This is a genomic window from Streptomyces sp. NPDC054794, from assembly GCF_053611585.1.
In genome coordinates this window covers 110,727-129,746 of the sequence record NZ_JBSHAQ010000006.1, presented here as the reverse complement: position 1 = coordinate 129,746, position 19,020 = coordinate 110,727, and the positions used below count along the sequence as shown (strand labels likewise).

Below are 19,020 nucleotides of genomic sequence, written 5' to 3'. Positions count from 1 at the left end.
GACCACGGAGCACCGTCCATGTACTTCACCGACCGAGGCATCGAGGAACTGGAGAAGCGGCGCGGCGAGGAAGAGGTCACCTTCGAGTGGCTCGCCGAGCAGCTGCGGACCTTCGTCGACCTGAATCCGGACTTCGAGGTGCCGGTGGAGCGCCTGGCGACGTGGCTCGCGCGGCTCGACGACGAGGACGACGAGTAGGACCGGCCGGAGCAGCGGGACCAGGAGGCAGGCAGCTCTCCAGCGGGCGCTGACCTGCGGTTACCGGTCCGCTCCTCAGCACGCGCCCGGTCAGTCGCGGGGCCAGATCACGTCGTACGTGAGCCCCAGCGCGCCGTGCGCCAGCAGCAGCGCCCCGGCCACGACCCAACCGGCACTGCGCCGCCGTACACCCCACACCGTCATGGGCAGTCCCACGACCGCCTGGCCGAGTGCCAGCGCGCGGGAGCGCGGGTCCGCCGACCACGGCAGCCACGGCCCCAGCCGCCCGCGCTCCACCACGTCGAGCTCGGCGCGCACCGCCTCCCGCACCCCCGCCATCACGCCCTCCCCCTCGATGTGCCGCACGTCGGCCCGCGCGCGGGCGGCATCGCGGAGGCGGCCGGCGGGCTCGCCCGGGGCGAGCCCGGCGGGCAGGGCCACTCCCGCGCGCGTGAGGACGGCGAGCAGACCGCGCATCCGGGCACGCGCGTCGGCGAGCGGATCCGGCTCGGTCAGCCGGTCGAGGGACTGCACGTCGAGAACGGGATCCAGCCCCAGCCGCGCCGCGAAGGTCCGCATCGCCTCGGCCTCGCCCGCCGGCGTGCCGTTGGCCAGCCAGACGTAGCCGACGGGGCGGCGGAAGCCGGACGCGAGGGTGTAGCCGACGTGGTCGGCGTCCCACCACAGCGCGAGCACCGGCCAGGACGGGCCGACGGCCAGCGCCGTGGCCCAGCCGGTCACGACGTGGTCGACCCGCTCACCGCCGTACAGCCACGGCTTCCCCTCGGGCACGAGCACGCTCCACTCGCGGCCCGCGCGCGTGAGCAGCATCCGCTCGCGCAGCAGGTGGGCGGCGGGGGCGACGGACTCGGGATCCGCCCGGCAGAGCAGCAGCGCGCCCGGGGCGACGGCACCCCGGGATCCGGCCCGAAACCCATCCGCGGACATGGTCACACGTTAGGCAATCCGTCTGCTTCGCGCCTGATGTGCGACTTCGGCGCTCACGCGAACGAGTGTCTTGACTTTCCACGGCCGCGATATATCGTGTTTCACGGAAGACGCGATATGGCGTGTCGCGTCCCACCGAGGAGGTCAGCACCATGTCCGAGTGGTCCGTCGCCGAGCCCATGAAGCTCACCTTCGACGATCCCGTGACCGAACTGCACGTACGCGTCGTCAACGGAACAGTCAACGTCGTGGGCACGGACGAGGGTTCCGCGCGCCTGGAGGTCTCGGAGATCGAGGGCCCGCCCCTGGTGGTCACCCAGGAGGGCGGCACCCTCACCGTCGCGTACGACGACCTGCCCTGGAAGGGCTTCCTCAAGTGGCTGGACCGCAAGGGCTGGCGGCGCAGCGCGGTCGTCTCCCTGGCCGTCCCGATGGACACGCGCGTGGAGGTGGGCGTGGTCGGCGCCGCCGCCGTCGTCTCGGGGATCCGCGGCACCTCGGTGGTCAAGGGCGTCACGGGCGACACGACCCTGGTCGCCCTCTCCGGCCCGGTCCGCGCGGACACGGTCTCCGGCAATCTGGAGGCCCAGGCCGTCACCGGCGACCTGCGCTTCAACTCCGTCTCCGGCGACCTGACGGTGGTGGAGGGCTCGGGTTCCGCCGTGCGGGCCGAATCCGTCAGCGGCTCCATGATCATCGACCTCGACCCGGACGGCCCGACGGACGTCAGGCTGACCAGCGTCTCCGGTGAGATCGCCATCCGCCTGCCGCATCCGGCGGACGCCGAGGTCGAGGCGAACACGGCGAGCGGCACGATCTCCAACGCCTTCGACGGCCTGCGGGTGCACGGCCAGTGGGGCGCCCACAAGATCACCGGCCGCCTCGGAGCGGGAAACGGCAAGCTCAGGGCCACCACGGTCTCCGGCTCGATCGCCCTGCTGCGCCGCCCGCCGCGGGAGGACGAGGACCACGGCTGGGAGGCCGAGACCGAACCACCCGTGGAGGACAGCAAGCCCGTCGCCGACCCGGCGTCCGGCCCGAAGAGCGGTGCGGGGGACAATTCCGCTTCCGGCCCGGACGACGAGGCGACCAGCACCGACGCCCCGGCCGACGGCACGACCGACAAGAAGGTGCTCTGACATGCCTCCCGTCTTCGCCCACGGACGCCTCCGCCTCTACCTGCTCAAGCTGCTGGACGAGGCCCCGCGCCACGGCTACGAGGTGATCCGCCTCCTTGAGGAGCGTTTCCAGGGGCTCTACGCACCGTCGGCCGGCACGGTCTACCCCCGCCTGGCCAAGCTGGAGGCGGAGGGCCTGGTCACGCACACCACCGAGGGCGGCCGCAAGGTGTACGCGATCACGGACGCGGGCCGCGCCGAGTTGGCCGACCGCAGCGGTGAACTGGCCGACCTGGAACTGGAGATCCGCGAGTCGGTCGCCGAACTCGCCGCCGAGATACGAGCGGACGTGCGCGGCGCGGCGGGCGACCTGCGCCGCGAGATGCGGGCGGCCGCCACCGAGGCCCGGCACGGCGGCAAGGCGGGCGCCGGGGAGCACGGACCCTTCGGGGAGTTCGGCGAGACGGTCGACAAGGAGGCCTGGCGCGCGGCCAAGGAGGAGATGCGCCGGGCCAAGCAGGAGTGGAAGGAGCAGGCCCGGCGCGCCAAGGACGAGAGCCGCCGCGCCCGCGACGAGGCCCAGCGGGCCCGCCGCCAGGCCCAGGAGGCCCAGACGCGGGCACGGGCCCAGGCGCAGGAGGAGATGCAGCGGATCGCCCGGCGGGTCCAGGACCACGTCCAGGACCACTTCAGCCGGGGCGACTGGCCGACGGGAGTGCGCGAGGGCCTGACGGAACTCGCCAAGGAATTCGGCGAGTTCGGCAAGGACTTCGGCAAGGAGTTCGGCAAGGACTTCGGCTTCGGCCGCACCGGGGCCGGATCCACACCCGGGACCGGCACGTCCGCACCGGAGTACAGCCGGACCCCCGAGGACTTCCCGGCCGAGTACGAACCCTCCTGGGCCCACGAGGACCCGACCGGCGATCCGTCCCGCGACCTGGACCGCCTCCTGGACCGCTTCCGCGACGACATCCGCGACGCGGCCCGCGACCACGGCGTGACACCGGACCAGCTCCGCGACGCCCGCCGCCACCTGTCGACGGCGGCGGCCCACATCGGAGCGATCCTGCGCGCACCGAAGGCCTGACCCGCCCGCACGGTGGTTGCGCCCGACACCCCGCCGGGCGCAACCACCGCAGCCGAGGCGGCTCTCAGCCCGCCTTGGCCTCTCCCCCGCCGTACAGCACGCGGGTCAGCGAGTCGTACGTGGCTCCGTGGTCGGCGAGGACCTCGGCGGGCACGCCGGGGGCGGCGGCCAGGGCGAGGAGGATGTGCTCGTCGCCGATGTGACGGTCGCGGCGGGCGACCGCGATGCGCAGGGCCCGTTCCAGGACGTTTTTCGCGCCCCGGCTGAAGGAGCGGCGGCCGGACCACCAGCCCTTGTCCTCACGGTCACCGGACATCGCGCCGACGCCGTGTGCCTCCTCGACCCGGAAGACGATCTCCGAGACGTCGATCCCCAGTCCGGCGAGGGCTTCGGTGTCGGCCCGGGACAGCCCGCCCCGCCGCCGCGCCTCGCCCAGCGCCTCCCGTACGGACTCCTTGCGCTCCCCGAGTCCGAGCGCGGTCAGCGCGAAGGAACCGCGGCTCGCCTCGCGGTCGAGCAGGGCGAGCAGCATGTGCTCGGGGTCGACGGACTGCGAGCCGGCCCGTTCACCGTGCTCGACGGCGCCGCGCACGACGTCGCGGGCGTCCTTGGTGAACCTCTCGAACATCATTGCCTCCCGTACTTCTTGTGCACGGCCTGCCTGCTGACACCGAGTTCGGCGGCGATCTCCTGCCACGACCAGCCCTGATTGCGCGCGCTGCGCACCTGCACCGCCTCCAGCTGCTCCAGCAGCCTGCGGAGTGCGGCGACGGCCCGGAGTCCGACCCGCGGATCGCGGTCACCGGCCCGCTCGGCGAGATCCGTTGCTTCGGTCATGATGTCAACTTAAGTTGACATCACCGCACCTGTCAACCCTGATTGACAAACGTCGACGGCCGGCCCGGAAACCGGGCCGGCCGTCGGACTGCGGTGACGATCAGCTGTTGGTGAGCACGATCTTGCCGAACTGGTCACCGGACTCCAGCCGCTCGAAGCCCTCGCGGGCACGGTCGAGCGGGAGCACCTCGTCGATGACGGGACGGACGCCGGTGGCGGCGCAGAAGGAGAGCAGGTCCTCCAGCTCCTCCTTGGTGCCCATCGTCGAGCCGACGACCTTCAACTCCAGGAAGAAGATGCGGGTCAGCTCGGCGTGCGAGGGCCGGTCGCCGCTGGTGGCACCGGAGATGACGATCGTGCCGCCGGGACGCAGCGACTTCACCGAGTGGGACCAGGTGGCGGCGCCGACGGTCTCGATGACGGCGTCCACGCGCTGCGGCAGCCGCGCTCCCGACTCGACCGCCTCGACGGCACCGAGCTCCAGCGCCCGCTTCCGCTTGGCCTCGTCGCGGCTGGTGGCGAAGACGCGCAGTCCCGCGGCCCTGCCCAGCACGATGGCGGCCGTGGCGACACCGCCACCGGCGCCCTGCACGAGCACCGAGTCACCGGGCCGCACCCCGGCGTTGGTGAACAGCATCCGATAGGCCGTCAGCCAGGCCGTGGGCAGACAGGCGGCCTCCGCGAAGGAGAGCTCCTTGGGCTTGGGGAGGATGTTCCAGGTCGGTACGGCGACCTGCTCGGCGAAGGTGCCCTGATAGCGCTCCGTGAGGATGGAACGGGGCTCCTTCGGGCCGACGCCGTGACCCGTCTGGCCGATGACGGAGTGCAGGACGACCTCGTTGCCGTCCTCGTCGACACCGGCGGCGTCGCAGCCGAGGATCATCGGCAGCCGTTCCTCGGGGAGACCGACCCCCCGGAGCGACCAGAGGTCGTGGTGGTTGAGAGAGGCGGCCCTGACATTGACGGTGCTCCAGCCGGGCCGGGCCTCAGGGGCCGGGCGCTCCCCCAACTCAAGTCCGGACAGCGGCTGGTCGGGGTCGATTCGGGCGGCGTAGACAGCGAACATGGGCTCGACGATAGGTTCCACCCCCGCCCGGCGGAACCATGACGCCCTGTGACACACACCCTCTTGCGCCGACGGAGGACCACGTCCTGCCATTCGGCGAGCAGCGACCGGGCCGACACGGGGCGGGTTGGAGGGGGGCTGGTCCGACACGGGGCTCGACCCGGGCGGTGGCCCGAGGGGGCGGGGCAAGACGGGGCGGCGGCCCAACGGGGCTCGGGAGCGCGGGCGCGCCGCGGGGGCTCGGCCGCGGGCCGACGCGGGGGTTGGGGCGCCGGCCCGACGCCACCTCGGATCCTGAACGCGACGCAGGTCTTGGGCCCCGGCCCGACGCGCGCCCGGGCCGTCAGCCCGGTGCGGGGGGCCGGGGGCGACAGCCCCGGGAACGCTGCCCTGTCGTCGCCCGAACGGGTGGGTGGGCAAAGAAAATGGCCCCGTCCGAAACGGACGGGGCCATCTGCCAACTCACCGGCGGGCAACGCCCTCCGCACGCGCGGCAGCCGCAACCGCCGCGGTCACCGCGGGAGCAACCCGCTCGTCGAACGGCGACGGAATCACATAGTCCGCCGCGAGATCGTCACCGACGACCGCGGCCAGCGCCTCCGCCGCCGCGATCTTCATCCCCTCGGTGATCCGAGAGGCCCGCACCTGCAGCGCCCCCGCGAAGATCCCGGGAAACGCCAGCACGTTGTTGATCTGGTTCGGGAAGTCCGACCGCCCGGTGGCGACAACGGCCGCGTACTTGTGCGCGACCTCGGGGTGCACCTCGGGGTTCGGGTTGGCCATCGCGAAGACGAAGGCACCCTCCGCCATCGAGGCCACCGCCGACTCCGCGACCGTACCGCCGGAGACGCCGATGAAAACGTCGGCGCCGGCCAGCGCGTCCTCCAGGGACCCGCTGATGCCCGCCTTGTTGGTGAACCCTGCGAGCTCCCGCTTGACCGGGGTGAGGTCCTCGCGGTCGGCCGACACCACGCCCTTGCGGTCGGCCACCGCCACGTCCCCGATCCCGGCCTCGACCAGCATCTTCGCGATGGCGACACCGGCCGCGCCGGCGCCCGAGATCACGGCCCGCAGGTCACCGACGTTCCGCCCGCTCAGCCGCGCAGCGTTCCGCAGCGCCGCCAGCGTCACGACCGCCGTACCGTGCTGGTCGTCGTGGAAGACCGGGATGTCCACCCGCTCCTGGAGCTTGCGCTCGATCTCGAAGCACCGCGGCGCCGAGATGTCCTCCAGGTTCACGCCGCCGAAGGACGGGGCCAGCCGCACGACGGTCTCGACGATCTCGTCGACGTCCGTGCAGGCGAGCGCGATCGGCACCGCGTCCACGCCGCCGAACTGCTTGAAGAGGATCGCCTTCCCTTCCATCACCGGAAGGGAGGCCTCGGGGCCGATGTCCCCGAGTCCGAGGACGGCCGTACCGTCGGTCACGACCGCGACCACGGAGGACTTCCAGGTGTAGTCGTTGACCAGCTCCGGCTGCTCAGCGATCGCGGTGCACACGCGCGCGACTCCGGGCGTGTACGCGAGGGACAGGTCGTCCTTGTCACGGACGGGCACGGTGGCCTGCACGGCCATCTTGCCGCCGCGGTGCAGCGCGAACGCCGGATCGAAGGAATCGAGGGGCTCGGCCCCGCCGTCCTGCTCCGTATTGCCGTCGCTGCGAGGATTGACGATCTCCGCTGCCACTTCGTTTTACCCCTTAAGTATTCATGGTTTGAGGGTTGACCACTCCTGGTGAAGAGTGGGCGGGACCGCATACGACCCGATTGACTGATACGTACGGGTACGTACGCGATGGGCGCGCCGCACACGCGCCCTGAGCCCCGGATGAGGGGTGTAAAGAACCTTCTTACCCGACGGACGGGGCCGACGACGAGTCCATTAGGTTCAAGGTCACATCACAGGACTCGAAGGTCACGTCCTGGTGACATCGAGGCGACATCGAGGACCGCTTGCATGGCTCCGAACGGCCGGGCAAGGGTTGATCACATGATGAGATGCGCCGAAAAAATTACGGCCGGAACATGGGATTCCCGCAGACGGTCCTGCCTGGTGTACCGACCTGATGTGGTTCGGGGGTCACCCGTTATCCGATTTTGACATAGCGAGTCGCCTGAATAGGGCAGTCCGAATGGCAGGATGCCGTAAACCCACGAGGTCGCGACACCCGAAGGTGTGTGTTCTCGTCGACTTAACGGCATCTCCACCCTTTCCGCCGGAGGAACCCACTATGACCGCAAGCTCCACCCGTCGTACGACCGCCCGCACCCGTACTGCAGCGGTCGGTGCGATCGCGGTCGCAGGCGCTCTCGTCCTTGCCGGCTGCGGTGACCAGACGGACAAGGGCAACGACGGCGGCAGCTCGTCGGCCTCCGCCGCCGCCTCGGCGCCGCTCGCCGACAAGCTGCCCGCGGACATCAAGAGCGCGGGCGTCATCAAGGTGGGCTCCGACATCGCCTACCCGCCGGTCGAGTACATGGAGAACGGCAAGGCCGTCGGCATCGACCCCGACATCGCGGACGCCCTCGGCAAGCAGCTGGGCGTGAAGTTCGAGTTCCAGAACGGCAAGTTCGACAACCTGATCGTGGGCCTGCAGGCCAAGCGCTTCCAGGTGCTCATGTCGGCGATGAACGACACCAAGGACCGCCAGAGCGGCATCGACTCCGACACCGGCAAGAAGGTCGGCAACGGCGTCGACTTCGTCGACTACTTCACCGCCGGCACCTCGATCCTGGTCCAGAAGGGCAACCCGAAGGGCATCAAGTCGCTCGACGACCTGTGCGGCAAGGTCGTGGCCCTGCAGAAGGGCACCACGTCCGAGGGCATCGCCAAGGCGCAGAGCAAGAAGTGTACGAAGGACGGCAAGAAGGCCATCGACCTGCAGACCTTCGACACCGACCCGGAGGCGCTGCTCCGTCTGAAGCAGGGCGCGTCCGTCGCCGACCTGAACGACTTCCCGGTGGCGGCCTACAACGCGAAGACCTCCGGCGGCGGCAAGGACTTCGAGGTCGTCGGCGACCAGATCGAGGCGGGTCCGTACGGCATCGCGGTCAGCAAGGAGAACACGCAGCTGCGGGACGCCCTCCAGGCGGCCATGGCCGCGATCATCAAGAGCGGCGACTACCAGAAGATCCTGGAGAAGTGGAACGTCACGCAGGGTGCCGTCACCGAGTCGAAGATCAACGGCGGCTCCTGAACAGCCTCGGGCAACACTGAAGGACTGTCACTGTGACTGAACCCGTCGACAAGACTCCGGCGCCGACGCTGCCGCCGGAGCAGATCAAGGCCATCCCGGTGCGGCACTACGGCCGCTGGGTGTCCGGTGTCGTGGTCATCGCCCTCGTGGTGCTGATCGGGATCGCGTTCTCCAACGCGAACATCAACTACAACATCATTCCCGATTACCTCTTCGACCCGGGCATCGTGTCCGGCGCCTGGACCACGCTGTACATCTCCGTGCTGGCCATGGTGCTCGGCGTCGTCCTCGGCGTGATCCTCGCCGTGATGCGGCTGTCGTCGAACCCGGTCACCAGCACCGTGGCCTGGTTCTACATCTGGTTCTTCCGCGGCACCCCGGTCCTGGTCCAGCTGCTGCTCTGGTACAACATCTCGCTCGTGTTCCCCATCCTGAACCTGGGGTTCTACAAGGACGAGATGAACCAGGTGATGACTCCGGTCCTCACGGCCCTGCTGGGACTCGGCCTGAACGAGGCCGCGTACATGTCCGAGATCGTCCGCGCCGGCATCCAGTCGGTCGACGAGGGACAGACGGAGGCGTCGCACGCGCTGGGCATGACCCAGGGCCGGACGCTGCGCCGGGTGATCCTCCCGCAGGCCATGCGGGTCATCATCCCGCCGACCGGCAACGAGTTCATCAACATGCTGAAGACCTCGTCGCTGGCCTACGCGGTCCAGCTCCCCGAGCTGATCAAGAAGGCCACGGACATCTCCAGCACCTCGCTGGCGGTCGTCGAGATGTACTTCGTCGCCTGCATCTGGTACCTGTTCCTGACCACGATCTTCAGCATCGTGCAGTACTACATCGAACGCCGTTACGCCCGCGGTTCGACGCGCAACCTGCCGCCGACCCCGCTCCAGCGTCTGAAGAAGAACCTCCGAATGTTCGGTTCGTTCCGCCGCCCGGAGGTGGCCCGATGACCGGTCTCAGCAAGGACATCACGGCGCCGAGCAGCGGCGCGCCGATGGTCAGGGCCGAGGGCGTGCACAAGTCCTTCGGGCTGGCGCACATCCTCAAGGGCATCGACCTGGTGGTGAACCCGCGCGAGGTGTTCTGCCTGATCGGCCCGTCCGGTTCCGGCAAGTCCACCTTCCTGCGCTGCATCAACCACCTGGAGAAGATCAGCGCCGGCCGGCTGTACGTCGACGGCGACCTGGTGGGCTACCGGCAGAAGGGCGACAAGCTCTACGAGCTGAAGGAGAAGGAGGTCGCGGCGCAGCGACGGGACATCGGCATGGTGTTCCAGCGCTTCAACCTCTTCCCGCACATGACGGCGCTGGAGAACGTCATGGAGGCGCCCATCCAGGTCAAGCGCGAGTCCAAGGCGACCGCCCGGGAACGCGCGGAGCGACTCCTGGACCGGGTGGGTCTCGGTGACCGCAAGGGTCACTACCCCGCTCAGCTCTCCGGCGGTCAGCAGCAGCGCGTGGCCATCGCCCGTGCGCTGGCGATGCAGCCGAAGCTGATGCTCTTCGACGAGCCGACCTCGGCTCTCGACCCGGAGCTGGTCGGCGAGGTCCTCGACGTGATGCGGGACCTGGCCGAGGACGGCATGACGATGGTCGTCGTCACGCACGAGATGGGCTTCGCGCGTGAGGTCGGCGACTCGCTGGTGTTCATGGACGACGGCGTGGTGGTCGAGTCCGGCCACCCGCGCGACGTCCTGACGAACCCGCAGCACGAGCGGACCAGGTCCTTCCTGTCCAAGGTGCTCTGACCTGCCGGTCGAAGACGCTGAACGGCTCGACGTGACGAGGGCGGTACGGAATCTCCGTACCGCCCTCGTCCGCGTCTGTGCACAGCGGCCCGCGGCCTGCGGCCCGCCGCCGAAGGCCTACTTGAGCGCGAGCAGCAGCGTGTCCGACGGTGAGCACCACACCGGCCGGGCCTCGGCGAAGCCCCGCTCGCGCAGCACGCGCGCGTGCCACGCCGGGCCGGGCATGTCGCCGTCGGCGTGCTCGCCGTAGATCTCGAAGCGCTTGGCGGTCGGCTCGGCGAGGACCGGGTCCTGGGCGGCCAGCTGCCACCACTCGGCCCAGTCGAGGACGCCGTCCCGCTTGGCCTGATCCATGCGCACGTGCCGCTGGGCGCGCTCGGCGGCGTTGATCCGGGGCGTCGTCTCGTCGATCATGTGGTCCGCGTTCATGAAGACACCGCCGTCGCGGACGAGTTCCGCGACCTGACCGTAGAGGGCCGCGAGGGGTTCGCTGTGCAGCCAGTGCAGGGCCGTGGCGGTCAGGACGGCGTCGTACGAGTCGTACGGCAGTCTCGCCGGCCAGTCAGGGTCCTTGAGGTCGGCCGTGACGAGGGTGACCCGCTCGTCGCCGGCGAAGGTGCCCTCGGCGATGGCGAGGAGGGCCGGGTCGAGGTCGACGCCGGTGCTGGTGGCGTCCGGGAACCGGGCGAGCAGCCGGGCGGTGATGCTGGCGGTGCCGCAGGCGAGGTCCAGGACGCGCGGCCGGGGCCCCACGAGCGCCTCGACCATGTCGAGCATGATCCGGAAGCGTTCCTCCCGGTCGGGCATGTACCACTCCTGCTGGCGGTCCCAGCCGTGCTGCCAGGCCGCCCAGTCGGCGCCGGTCGTGGTCGTGTCCGTGTCCGTCATCGCTACCCCTCCGTCGCGCATGCCCCGTAATACCCTGTAGGCACGACCGGCTGTTACCCGACCGCATCCCACGACCATAGAGCGCCCCCGTAAGGACTACAAGTGGAACTGGCCTATTACTCGGACTACGCCGTACGCCTCGTGAACAGCGAGGAACCGGCCCGGGGCAAGGACTCCCTGACCTCGGTCGAGGCCGTCCGCGACCTGTTCGGCGGCAACGCGTCGGCGGCCCGCCGCGCCACCGACGCCGACGTGACGCGCTTCCGCTCGGTCCGGGCCCGGCTACGGGCCGTCTTCGAAGCGGCCGACGGCGGCGACGAGACCTTGGCGGTCGACCTGCTGAACTCCCTGCTGCTGGAGTTCCCGGTGAGCCCGCAGATTTCCGGTCACGACCACCGCGACGAGGACGACCGCCCGCTGTGGCACATGCACCTGGCCGACCACCCCTCGAACGTGACCGCCGGCTACGCGGCGATCGCCGCCATGGGCCTGGCCTTCCACCTGACCGAGTACGGCGTGGACCGCCTGGGCCTGTGCGAGGCGAGCCCCTGCCGCAACGCCTATCTGGACACCTCGACCAACCGGTCCCGGCGCTACTGCTCCGACCGCTGCGCCACCCGCGCCAACGTGGCCGCCTACCGGGCCCGCAAGCGCCTGGAGGCCGACCGGTCGGAGAAGACGGGCCTGACGGCCGACAGCGCCCAGCGAGCCACCGCCAGCGGCGAGCGCTGAGCGGTCCCGCGCGGCCGGACCCGCAGCCGCACCCGGCCGAGGATCAGGTCCTCCGGCACGGTCCCGTAGTCGGTGCTGTCCCCTCCCGCGTACGTGTTGTCCCCGAGGACCCACCAGCCGCCCTCGCGTCGCTCGGCGGCCCGCTTGACGACGAGCAGGTCCTGCTGGAACGGATGGCGCAGGACGACGACGTCACCGGGCCTGACCCGGGCCCCGTAGTGCACCACGAGGCGATCCCCGTGGTAGAGCGTGGGCACCATGGACGGCCCGGTCACCTCGGCCAGTCCGAAAGGCGCTACGGCCCTCCCTCGCTCGGTCTCCTGCGACAGCTCCGGCATCCCCGGCACCTCCCCGGTCCGTTCCTCCACCAGTCCCAGTCTGACCCTGGACTTTTGTCCTAAGCCCTAGGGGGCACTCGCGAAATCCGGCTTCCCAGGGAGTAATGTCCCACCTGAGAAGACGATCACGAGGAAGGAATGCTCCATGCTTTCCCGCCTGTTTGCCCCCAAGGTCAAGGTCAGCGCGCACTGCGACCTGCCCTGCGGTGTGTACGACCCGGCCCAGGCCCGCATCGAGGCGGAGTCGGTCAAGGCCGTGCAGGAAAAGATGGCCGCCAACGACGACCCGCACTTCCAGGCGCGGGCCACCGTCATCAAGGAGCAGCGCGCGGAGCTCGCGAAGCACCACGTGTCCGTGCTCTGGAGCGACTACTTCAAGCCCCCGCACTTCGAGAAGTACCCCCAGCTGCACCAGCTGGTCAACGACACCCTGAAGGCGCTGTCCGCCGCGAAGGCCTCGACGGACCCGAAGACGGGCGAGAAGGCGCTGGAGCTCATCGCCGAGATCGACCGCATCTTCTGGGAGACCAAGAAGGCCTGACGGCACGTCAACTCCCGTGACCGGCGATCGGTGCACCATCGCGGGTCCAGGGGTCTTCGAAGGGGTCCGGCCGCGTACGGCCGGACCCCTTCGGCGTCCCGCGGGAAGGACGCGGCACTCCTGTGCGACGCTGGTCGGGTGAACACCGAGGACCTGATCCGGTTGCGCCAGGCGCGCGACCGAATGAACCGCGAGTACGCCGAGCCGCTGGACATCGCGGCGCTGGCGCGCACCGCGCTGATGTCCACCGGCCACTTCCAGCGCAGCTTCCGCGAGGCGTACGGCGAGACGCCGTACAGCTACCTGATGACCCGCCGCATCGAGCGCGCCAAGACCCTGCTGCGCCGCGGAGACCTCAGCGTGACGGAGGTCTGCATCGCCGTCGGCTGCACCTCCCTCGGCTCCTTCAGCTCCCGGTTCACCGAGCTGGTCGGTGAGACGCCGAGCGCGTACCGGGCCCGTTCGCACGAGGAGAGCGCGGTGATCCCGCCCTGCGTGGCCCGCACCTTCACCCGTCCGCGTCGCAGGCCGTACTGACCCGGTCACCGTCCGCCCGCGCGGTCCTACACTTGACCTCTCAACACCGTGGCCCGTCGGGGTCGTTGACGGATTCGGGGGAGCCGTGACCACCGCACTGATCTCCGTCCTGAGCGAGGACCCGGTCGCGGACGCCGAGTCGCTGACCGACTGGCTCAGAGGCGAGCCGGCCCTGGCCGGCAAGGTCCGCAGGACCGGCGCCCCGCCCCGGCCCGGACAATTGGGCACCGCCCTCGACACGGTGACCGTGCTCCTGGGCGCGGGCGGCCCGCTCACCGTGCTCGCCTCCTGCCTGCGCGCCTGGATCGCCCAGCCGCGCCGCAGCGACGTACGCCTCACGGTGCGCCGCGAGGACGGCTTTGGCGTCGACATCGACGCCAAGCGGGTCGACGGCGAGGACCTGGAACAGCTGCTGCGGCGGGCCCTCGAGGAAGGGTCGGGCCGGGACGGAGCCGATCGGGACGTACGGGAGTGACGTGCGCCTTCCCGACCCACGCCGCTCCCGGGTCGTGCTGATCGGCGCCGGCCGCTACACCGATCCCGCGCTGCCCGATCTCCCGGCCGTCGACCGCACCCTCACCGACCTGGCCACGCTCTTCACCGACCCGTACTACGGGCTGGTCCCGCAGGACCACTGCACCGTCCTGCTCGACGACGGCGACCTGCGGTCCGTCGGCGCGCGGCTGCGGGCCGCCGTCGCCGCGGCGGAGGACCTGCTGCTCGTGTACTACGCCGGGCACGGCCTGGTCGGCGGGCGCCGCCACGACCTCTATCTGGCGCTGGCCGACAGCGAGTTGGCCGCGCCGGAGTTCAACTCCCTGGAGTACGACAAGCTGCGCAGCGCCGTCCTCGACAGCCCCGCCGAGACCAAACTGGTCGTGCTCGACTGCTGCTTCTCGGGGCGGGCCGTGTCCGACTCCCTCGCCGGGGGCGGCGAGGCCGAGCGGATCGGGCGGTTGGAGGTGGCGGGCACCTATGTGCTGACCTCGGCGCAGCGCGACCAGGTCGCCCTCGCGCTCCCCGGCGAGGAGCACACCGCGTTCTCCGGGCGGCTCATGCGGCTGCTGCGCGAGGGCGTCGTCGGCGGACCCGAACTGCTCACCGTCGACGACCTCTACCAGCGGCTCAGGGCGATCATGGAGTCCGAGGGGCTGCCCACGCCGCTCAACCGCCGCGCCGGCACCGCCGACCGGATCGCCCTCGGCATCAACCCCGCCTTCGCCGCGACCGCCGGACCCGAGCTGCGCGCACGGCACGCGGCCGCGGTCGAGCAGGGCAAGGCCGGGGACTGGAAGGGCGCGGCGGACCGGCTTCAGAAGATCCTCGACGAGCAGACGCGCGTTCTCGGAGCCGACCATGGCGACACGCTGCGCACCCGGCAGTCGTACGCGCACAGCCTGGGCGGCGCGGGCACGCCGGTGGAGGCCGCCGGACTGCTCCGGCAGCTGCTCGCCGACCAGGTCCGGCTGCTCGGCCCGGACCACGTGGACACCCTGCGCACCCGCCAGTTCCTCGCGGTCAACCTCGGGGAGGCAGGGCACCGGGAGGAGGCCATCGGCATGCTGCGGGTGCTGCTCGCCGACCGCGGCCGCGTCCTGGGAGCAGAACACCCGCACACCCTGCGCACCCGGCACGTCCTCGCCCGGAACCTGGCCCTGACGGGCGGCCGTGACGAGGCGCTGGCCCTGCTGCGGCAGTTGGTGGTCGAGCGGGAGCGGGTGCTCGGGGTGGAACACCCGCACACGCGGCGGGCACGGGAGGACCTGGCGGAGTGGGAGGAGGCCAGGGGTGGCTGATGCCTTCGAGCAGTACAGCCGGCGGGCCCGGCAAGTGGTGGAGTTCTCGGCCGCTCAGACCCGTGCGCTCCACCACGGCACCATCGGACCGGGGCATCTCCTCCTGGGACTGATCGAGGAGGCCAAGGAGGCCGGCACGCTCGGGGAGATCGAGTGGGCCCTGGGAATCACGGCCGGCCGGATGCGTGAAGGAGTGACGAAGGCCCTCGGCAGGGGAACGGCCGAGCCGCAGGTCACGCTCCCGTACACCGCGGAGACCAGGGTCGTCCTGATGGAGCTGGCACCGCAGGAGGCCCGCCTGCTCGGAGCCGACCACGTCGAGCCGGCGCACATCCTGCTCGCCCTGATCAGCCAGGACAGCACCACGACGGACGTCATCCGCCGGACCGGGGTGGACCTCCCGCGGACGCGACAGGCGGTCATCAACCTGACGCACGCCGCCGGCCGACGCACGGGCACCGACACCGACACCCCCGGCTCGGAACCCCCTGGCCTCCTCGCCACCGTCACCCGCGACCTCTCCCTCGCCCACCCCCACGTCATCGGCCGCGCCCCGGAGATCGACCGGACCGTGCGCACCCTCACCCGCCACCGTCGCAACGTCCCCCTCCTCGTCGGGGAACCCGGCGTCGGCAAGGAGGCCGTGGCCGCCGGTGTCGCCCGGGCGATCGGCGAGGGGCGCGTGCCGGCGGCGCTGCGGGGCCGTACCGTACGGGCCCTCGATCTCGGGGCCGTCCTCGCGGACCCGCGGCACCGGGCCCGGGGCGATGCGCTGATCGCCGATCTGCTGGGCGAGGTCAGGACGGACACGCACCTCGTGCTGTTTCTCGGCGACGCGCTCACCCCGCTGCACCTGCCGGAGGGCACGACGACGCCGCTCGGCCTGTTCCGCCCGCTGCTCCAGGCGCCGCGGGTGTACGTCTTCGGCGACTGCGGCCGCGCGGAGTACGACCGCCGGGACCCGGACCCCGGCCTCGACCGGCTCGTCCAGCCGGTGTTCGTCGAGGAACCGCCCGCCGACGAGCTGGGCGACATCCTGCGCACCGTGCGCGAACGTCTGGAGGTCCACCACGGCGTCGTCCTCACCGACGAGGCCGTGTCGGCCGCCGCGGACCTCGCCCGCGACCACGTGCCCGACCAGGCGCTCCCCGGCTCCGCCATCGGCCTGCTCGACGAGGCCGGAGCGCTGGTGCGGATGCGTGCCGCGCGGTCGGACCCATCCCAGGAGGCCCCTGTTCCGGTCGGCGAGGCCGACCTCACCCAGGCCCTGGCCGCCTCCTCCGGTGTCCAGGCCCCCTCCCCCCGCCCGGCTGCCTTCGCCCGCCGGGTCACCGCCCCCGCGGAACACGACCCGTACATCTGGTCCATGAGCTGAGGGGGCATACCTGGGGCAACCGCCGTAGCGTGAGCCCATGGATCTGAAACTCAAGCAGTGCTTCATAGCCGTCGACGACCACGACAAGGCCCTGGCCTTCTACCGGGACGTCCTCGGCCTGGAGGTGCGCAACGACGTCGGCTGGGAGGGCATGCGCTGGGTGACCGTCGGCTCGCCGCTCCAGCCGGACGTGGAGATCGTCCTGGAACCGCCGGCCGCGAACCCGGACGCCTCCCCGAAGGACAAGCAGGCCATGGCCGAACTGCTCGCCAAGGGCATCCTGCGCGGGGTCATCTTCACCACCGCCGACTGCGACGCCCTCTACGCACGGGTCCAGGAGGCCGGTGTGGAGGTGCTCCAGGAACCGATGGACCAGCCGTACGGCGTGCGCGACTGCGCGTTCCGGGACCCGGCCGGGAACATGCTGCGGTTCATGGAGCGCGCGGACGACTGACGTCTCGCGCGGCGGGAGGCCGCCGACGCGTGCGCGGTCCCGGTTACGCCGCCCAGTGCTCCACTTCCACCACGGCGTCCACCGGGAGGGGCCCGTACACGTGCGGGAACTCCTCGCCGCCCGGCTCCATGGCCTCGTACTTCACCGGCAGACCGACCAGCTCGGGGTCCACGACCAGGACCACCAGGTCGTCCGGGCCGTCGTAGGAGCCGTACAGGAAGGCCGCCACGCGCGGCAGCTGCTCGCGGGTGGAGAAGTGGATGAAGCCCTCCTCCTGGAGGGTGCGTCCGCGGGTCGACATCTCGTACGTACCGCGCTCGCGGGCCGCGTCCCACAGCGAGCGTTCGGTGATGTGAAGGATGTTCGGCAGTGCGGGCATGAGGACACGCTACGGCCTCGGCGGGGCCGCCCGCACCCGCGCGCCCCGCGCCGTCACCGCTCCGCCCCCTCCGCGGCGGGGTCGGACGGATCGGGATCGGGGGCGGACTCCGGGTCCGGGTGCCGTTGTTCGACGGTGGGGCCGGGACCCTCGTAGGCCGCGCAGTCGGGATTGTGGCAGGGGCCGGGGACCCACTCCGGCACCCATATGCCCAGCGTCTTGTGCCGGCGGACGGCCGAGTGGACGGGCTGTCCGCAAACGGGACAGACGTGTTCTTCGCTGTCCATGTCCTCAGGGTAGGGCGGAGGGCGGTTCAGCGCTTCCTGCTGTACGTCCGCACGAGCGTCCCGTTCTCGAACGTGCGCACCGACTCCAGGGCGAAGTCGGTGACGGCGAAGCCGCTGCCGAACATCGGCATACCCGAGCCGTACACCTGCGGATAGGTCTTGATGACGAGTTCGTCGATCTCGTCGAGCAGTTCGCCCGCGAGCTGGGAGCCGCCGCACAGCCAGATGCCGAGTTCGCCGTCCTCGGCCTTCAAGGCGCGGATACGGGCGACCAGATCGCCGTCGATCACGGTCACGTCGGGGTCGGGCGAGGCGCCGAGGGTGCGGGAGGCGACGTACTCGCGCAGGTGGGCGTAGGGGCTGGTGATGCCCGCGTCGAGGGCGATCCGATAGCTGCCGCGGCCCTGGACGACGGTGTCGAAGTGCCGGTGCGGGGCGTCCGTGATGCCCATCGGCGCCCGCCCGTGGGACGCGATGGTCTCCGGGTACGTCGACGTCAGATAGGCGAGGAACTCCTCGTCCAGGAAGGCGAACATCGACGAGGCGTCACCGCTCGGGTCCCCGATGAAACCGTCGATGGAGCAGGCGACGAAGTAGGTGAGCTTTCGCAAGCCGGGGCCTTTCCGTAGGCTGTGTTGACCACTTCAGTTGTAGTGCTTCAGTTGTAGTACTTCACCTGTAGTGGTCGCAAGGGATTTCCCGGGACGATCGCGAGCGGGAGACAAGTGGAGAGGGGATTCCGTATGGCCGGTAATCCGGAACGCCGGGCCGCCCTGGTGGACGCGGGGATCGAGGTGCTCGCGCGCGAGGGGGCCCGCGGGCTGACGTTCCGCGCGGTGGACGCCGGGGCCGCCGTGCCGGTGGGCACCGCCTCGAACTACTTCACCGGGCGCGACGACCTGCTGCGCCAGATCGACGTCCGGCTGCACACGCGGCTCGCGCCCGATCCCGAGGTGCTGGCCGACCTGATGCGGGCACCGAAGGACCGCGCGCTGGTGACGGCCCTGATGCGCGACATCCTGAGGCGCGTGACGCGCGACCGCACGGGATACCTGGCCCTCCTGGAGCTGCGTCTGGAGGCGACCCGGCGCCCCGCGCTGCGCGAGTCGCTGACCGCGTCGCTGCGCGGCGACCTCGACGAGGGCATGGAGTTCCACCGCGCGGCCGGACTGCCCGGCGGCGACGAGACCGTGGCCGTGCTCTACCTGGCCATGCTCGGGCTGATCCTGGAACACCTCACGCTGCCGGGCGTCCTGGACGGGGCCCTGCCCGGGGTGGACGTACCGGACGGCCTGGTCGAGCTGATGGTGGCGAGGATCGTCCCGGCGAGCTAGGGCCCGCCCTGCGGTTCATGTCGATGCGGCGGGTCCCGCACGCCGTGGGGATGTGCGGGGCCCGCCGGGCCGGAGCCCCCGGACGGCCGTGCGGGGTCAGGAGCCGCACGGCCCCGGAGGCTCCGGGGCTTTCGCGGGCGCGGCCACCGC

General features: G+C 71.0%; 24 protein-coding genes. 14 read left to right on the top strand and 10 right to left on the bottom strand.

All coding sequences use genetic code 11. The features are described 5' to 3' along the window. Positions 1 to 18: 18 nt before the first annotated feature. Complete coding sequence (locus ACWGKT_RS08320) at positions 19 to 198, top strand: DUF6104 family protein (protein WP_003992906.1); 180 nt, start codon at positions 19 to 21, stop codon at positions 196 to 198. Positions 199 to 288: 90 nt separating this feature from the next. Here the strand turns inward: ACWGKT_RS08320 and ACWGKT_RS08315 are convergent, their stop codons facing one another. Beyond that, positions 289 to 1,146, bottom strand: a complete 858-nt coding sequence (locus ACWGKT_RS08315; RefSeq protein ID WP_453272965.1) for a hypothetical protein — start codon at positions 1,144 to 1,146, stop codon at positions 289 to 291. A 152-nt stretch (positions 1,147 to 1,298) separates the two neighbouring features. Here ACWGKT_RS08315 and ACWGKT_RS08310 point away from each other — a divergent pair, with 152 nt between their 5' ends. Together ACWGKT_RS08310 and ACWGKT_RS08305 are read left to right on the top strand one after the other, a co-directional pair. After that, positions 1,299 to 2,285 carry a DUF4097 family beta strand repeat-containing protein gene (locus ACWGKT_RS08310; protein ID WP_453272964.1) on the top strand — a complete coding sequence of 329 codons (987 nt, stop codon included), beginning with the start codon at positions 1,299 to 1,301 and terminating at the stop codon, positions 2,283 to 2,285. A gap of 1 nt (position 2,286) precedes the next feature. Next, on the top strand, positions 2,287 to 3,351 hold the full coding sequence (locus ACWGKT_RS08305) for a helix-turn-helix transcriptional regulator (RefSeq protein ID WP_453272963.1): 1,065 nt from the start codon (positions 2,287 to 2,289) through the stop codon (positions 3,349 to 3,351). Between the two features lie 64 nt (positions 3,352 to 3,415). On the opposite strand, the gene ACWGKT_RS08300 is transcribed toward ACWGKT_RS08305, so the two are convergent. From ACWGKT_RS08300 to ACWGKT_RS08285, 4 genes are all read right to left on the bottom strand, one after another. Next, the gene (locus ACWGKT_RS08300; RefSeq protein ID WP_453273046.1) at positions 3,416 to 3,979 is read right to left on the bottom strand and encodes a Clp protease N-terminal domain-containing protein; all 564 of its coding nucleotides are present in this window, start codon (positions 3,977 to 3,979) and stop codon (positions 3,416 to 3,418) included. Next, positions 3,979 to 4,188: a helix-turn-helix domain-containing protein gene (locus tag ACWGKT_RS08295; RefSeq protein WP_018571396.1), complete on the bottom strand. Its 210-nt coding sequence runs from the start codon at positions 4,186 to 4,188 to the stop codon at positions 3,979 to 3,981. Before ACWGKT_RS08295 ends, ACWGKT_RS08300 begins: the two co-directional genes overlap by 1 nt. A gap of 100 nt (positions 4,189 to 4,288) precedes the next feature. Beyond that, the gene (locus ACWGKT_RS08290; RefSeq protein WP_453272962.1) at positions 4,289 to 5,254 is read right to left on the bottom strand and encodes a zinc-binding dehydrogenase; all 966 of its coding nucleotides are present in this window, start codon (positions 5,252 to 5,254) and stop codon (positions 4,289 to 4,291) included. Positions 5,255 to 5,716: 462 nt separating this feature from the next. After that, positions 5,717 to 6,940: an NAD(P)-dependent malic enzyme gene (locus ACWGKT_RS08285; protein WP_453272961.1), complete on the bottom strand. Its 1,224-nt coding sequence runs from the start codon at positions 6,938 to 6,940 to the stop codon at positions 5,717 to 5,719. A 544-nt stretch (positions 6,941 to 7,484) separates the two neighbouring features. Here ACWGKT_RS08285 and ACWGKT_RS08280 point away from each other — a divergent pair. Genes ACWGKT_RS08280 through ACWGKT_RS08270 form a run of 3 tightly spaced genes read left to right on the top strand, consistent with a single transcriptional unit; the run spans position 7,485 to position 10,209 of the window. Continuing rightward, positions 7,485 to 8,450 (top strand): ABC transporter substrate-binding protein, encoded by a 966-nt coding sequence (locus tag ACWGKT_RS08280; protein ID WP_453272960.1) that lies wholly within the window; start codon positions 7,485 to 7,487, stop codon positions 8,448 to 8,450. Positions 8,451 to 8,482: 32 nt separating this feature from the next. Then, the gene (locus ACWGKT_RS08275) at positions 8,483 to 9,412 is read left to right on the top strand and encodes an amino acid ABC transporter permease (RefSeq protein WP_356142164.1); all 930 of its coding nucleotides are present in this window, start codon (positions 8,483 to 8,485) and stop codon (positions 9,410 to 9,412) included. After that, positions 9,409 to 10,209 (top strand): amino acid ABC transporter ATP-binding protein, encoded by an 801-nt coding sequence (locus ACWGKT_RS08270; RefSeq protein WP_356142166.1) that lies wholly within the window; start codon positions 9,409 to 9,411, stop codon positions 10,207 to 10,209. The genes ACWGKT_RS08275 and ACWGKT_RS08270 overlap by 4 nt, the downstream gene beginning before the upstream one ends. Before the next feature lie 117 nt (positions 10,210 to 10,326). Here ACWGKT_RS08270 and ACWGKT_RS08265 read toward each other — a convergent pair whose 3' ends face one another. Continuing rightward, positions 10,327 to 11,097 (bottom strand): class I SAM-dependent methyltransferase, encoded by a 771-nt coding sequence (locus tag ACWGKT_RS08265; protein WP_453272959.1) that lies wholly within the window; start codon positions 11,095 to 11,097, stop codon positions 10,327 to 10,329. Positions 11,098 to 11,199: 102 nt separating this feature from the next. On the opposite strand from ACWGKT_RS08265, the gene ACWGKT_RS08260 reads away from it, so the two are divergent. Then, the gene (locus tag ACWGKT_RS08260; protein ID WP_356142170.1) at positions 11,200 to 11,829 is read left to right on the top strand and encodes a CGNR zinc finger domain-containing protein; all 630 of its coding nucleotides are present in this window, start codon (positions 11,200 to 11,202) and stop codon (positions 11,827 to 11,829) included. Here ACWGKT_RS08260 and sodX read toward each other — a convergent pair. Next, the gene (gene sodX / locus ACWGKT_RS08255) at positions 11,733 to 12,167 is read right to left on the bottom strand and encodes a nickel-type superoxide dismutase maturation protease (protein ID WP_356142270.1); all 435 of its coding nucleotides are present in this window, start codon (positions 12,165 to 12,167) and stop codon (positions 11,733 to 11,735) included. The genes ACWGKT_RS08260 and sodX overlap by 97 nt on opposite strands. A 145-nt stretch (positions 12,168 to 12,312) precedes the next feature. Here sodX and sodN point away from each other — a divergent pair, with 145 nt between their 5' ends. From sodN to ACWGKT_RS08225, 6 genes are all read left to right on the top strand, one after another. Further along, complete coding sequence (gene sodN / locus ACWGKT_RS08250) at positions 12,313 to 12,708, top strand: superoxide dismutase, Ni (protein WP_356142172.1); 396 nt, start codon at positions 12,313 to 12,315, stop codon at positions 12,706 to 12,708. Between the two features lie 138 nt (positions 12,709 to 12,846). Beyond that, the gene (locus ACWGKT_RS08245; protein WP_356142174.1) at positions 12,847 to 13,245 is read left to right on the top strand and encodes a helix-turn-helix transcriptional regulator; all 399 of its coding nucleotides are present in this window, start codon (positions 12,847 to 12,849) and stop codon (positions 13,243 to 13,245) included. A gap of 85 nt (positions 13,246 to 13,330) precedes the next feature. Next, positions 13,331 to 13,720 (top strand): effector-associated constant component EACC1, encoded by a 390-nt coding sequence (locus ACWGKT_RS08240; RefSeq protein ID WP_453272958.1) that lies wholly within the window; start codon positions 13,331 to 13,333, stop codon positions 13,718 to 13,720. 1 nt (position 13,721) lies between these two features. Beyond that, positions 13,722 to 15,041 carry a caspase, EACC1-associated type gene (locus ACWGKT_RS08235; RefSeq protein ID WP_453272957.1) on the top strand — a complete coding sequence of 440 codons (1,320 nt, stop codon included), beginning with the start codon at positions 13,722 to 13,724 and terminating at the stop codon, positions 15,039 to 15,041. Next, entirely contained in the window at positions 15,034 to 16,416 is a 1,383-nt protein-coding gene (locus ACWGKT_RS08230) for a Clp protease N-terminal domain-containing protein (protein WP_453272956.1), read from the top strand. The genes ACWGKT_RS08235 and ACWGKT_RS08230 overlap by 8 nt, the downstream gene beginning before the upstream one ends. Positions 16,417 to 16,453: 37 nt before the next feature. Further along, positions 16,454 to 16,870, top strand: coding sequence for a VOC family protein (locus tag ACWGKT_RS08225; protein WP_453272955.1), 417 nt, complete (start codon positions 16,454 to 16,456; stop codon positions 16,868 to 16,870). 43 nt (positions 16,871 to 16,913) lie between these two features. Here the strand turns inward: ACWGKT_RS08225 and ACWGKT_RS08220 are convergent, their stop codons facing one another. From ACWGKT_RS08220 to ACWGKT_RS08210, 3 genes are read right to left on the bottom strand one after another with little or no spacing between them, the layout of a single operon-like run. Beyond that, positions 16,914 to 17,249, bottom strand: coding sequence for a DUF952 domain-containing protein (locus tag ACWGKT_RS08220; RefSeq protein WP_356142183.1), 336 nt, complete (start codon positions 17,247 to 17,249; stop codon positions 16,914 to 16,916). Between the two features lie 53 nt (positions 17,250 to 17,302). After that, positions 17,303 to 17,536, bottom strand: coding sequence for a hypothetical protein (locus ACWGKT_RS08215; RefSeq protein ID WP_356142185.1), 234 nt, complete (start codon positions 17,534 to 17,536; stop codon positions 17,303 to 17,305). A gap of 26 nt (positions 17,537 to 17,562) precedes the next feature. Beyond that, the gene (locus tag ACWGKT_RS08210; protein WP_453272954.1) at positions 17,563 to 18,147 is read right to left on the bottom strand and encodes a dihydrofolate reductase family protein; all 585 of its coding nucleotides are present in this window, start codon (positions 18,145 to 18,147) and stop codon (positions 17,563 to 17,565) included. Positions 18,148 to 18,279: 132 nt separating this feature from the next. Here ACWGKT_RS08210 and ACWGKT_RS08205 point away from each other — a divergent pair, with 132 nt between their 5' ends. After that, positions 18,280 to 18,870: a TetR/AcrR family transcriptional regulator gene (locus ACWGKT_RS08205; RefSeq protein ID WP_453272953.1), complete on the top strand. Its 591-nt coding sequence runs from the start codon at positions 18,280 to 18,282 to the stop codon at positions 18,868 to 18,870. Positions 18,871 to 19,020 lie beyond the last annotated feature (150 nt).

Excerpts from the sequence above, each read along its gene's own strand:
- ACWGKT_RS08310 (WP_453272964.1), top strand. The coding sequence starts at position 1,299 with ATGTCCGAGTGGTCCGTCGCCGAGCCCATGAAGCTCACCTTCGACGAT.
- sodN (WP_356142172.1), top strand. The coding sequence starts at position 12,313 with ATGCTTTCCCGCCTGTTTGCCCCCAAGGTCAAGGTCAGCGCGCACTGC.
- sodX (WP_356142270.1), bottom strand. The coding sequence starts at position 12,167 with ATGCCGGAGCTGTCGCAGGAGACCGAGCGAGGGAGGGCCGTAGCGCCT.
- ACWGKT_RS08320 (WP_003992906.1), top strand. The coding sequence starts at position 19 with ATGTACTTCACCGACCGAGGCATCGAGGAACTGGAGAAGCGGCGCGGC.
- ACWGKT_RS08220 (WP_356142183.1), bottom strand. The coding sequence starts at position 17,249 with ATGCCCGCACTGCCGAACATCCTTCACATCACCGAACGCTCGCTGTGG.
- ACWGKT_RS08305 (WP_453272963.1), top strand. The coding sequence starts at position 2,287 with ATGCCTCCCGTCTTCGCCCACGGACGCCTCCGCCTCTACCTGCTCAAG.
- ACWGKT_RS08300 (WP_453273046.1), bottom strand. The coding sequence starts at position 3,979 with ATGTTCGAGAGGTTCACCAAGGACGCCCGCGACGTCGTGCGCGGCGCC.
- ACWGKT_RS08295 (WP_018571396.1), bottom strand. The coding sequence starts at position 4,188 with ATGACCGAAGCAACGGATCTCGCCGAGCGGGCCGGTGACCGCGATCCG.
- ACWGKT_RS08280 (WP_453272960.1), top strand. The coding sequence starts at position 7,485 with ATGACCGCAAGCTCCACCCGTCGTACGACCGCCCGCACCCGTACTGCA.
- ACWGKT_RS08270 (WP_356142166.1), top strand. The coding sequence starts at position 9,409 with ATGACCGGTCTCAGCAAGGACATCACGGCGCCGAGCAGCGGCGCGCCG.
- ACWGKT_RS08205 (WP_453272953.1), top strand. The coding sequence starts at position 18,280 with ATGGCCGGTAATCCGGAACGCCGGGCCGCCCTGGTGGACGCGGGGATC.
- ACWGKT_RS08290 (WP_453272962.1), bottom strand. The coding sequence starts at position 5,254 with ATGTTCGCTGTCTACGCCGCCCGAATCGACCCCGACCAGCCGCTGTCC.
- ACWGKT_RS08315 (WP_453272965.1), bottom strand. The coding sequence starts at position 1,146 with ATGTCCGCGGATGGGTTTCGGGCCGGATCCCGGGGTGCCGTCGCCCCG.
- ACWGKT_RS08265 (WP_453272959.1), bottom strand. The coding sequence starts at position 11,097 with ATGACGGACACGGACACGACCACGACCGGCGCCGACTGGGCGGCCTGG.
- ACWGKT_RS08215 (WP_356142185.1), bottom strand. The coding sequence starts at position 17,536 with ATGGACAGCGAAGAACACGTCTGTCCCGTTTGCGGACAGCCCGTCCAC.
- ACWGKT_RS08225 (WP_453272955.1), top strand. The coding sequence starts at position 16,454 with ATGGATCTGAAACTCAAGCAGTGCTTCATAGCCGTCGACGACCACGAC.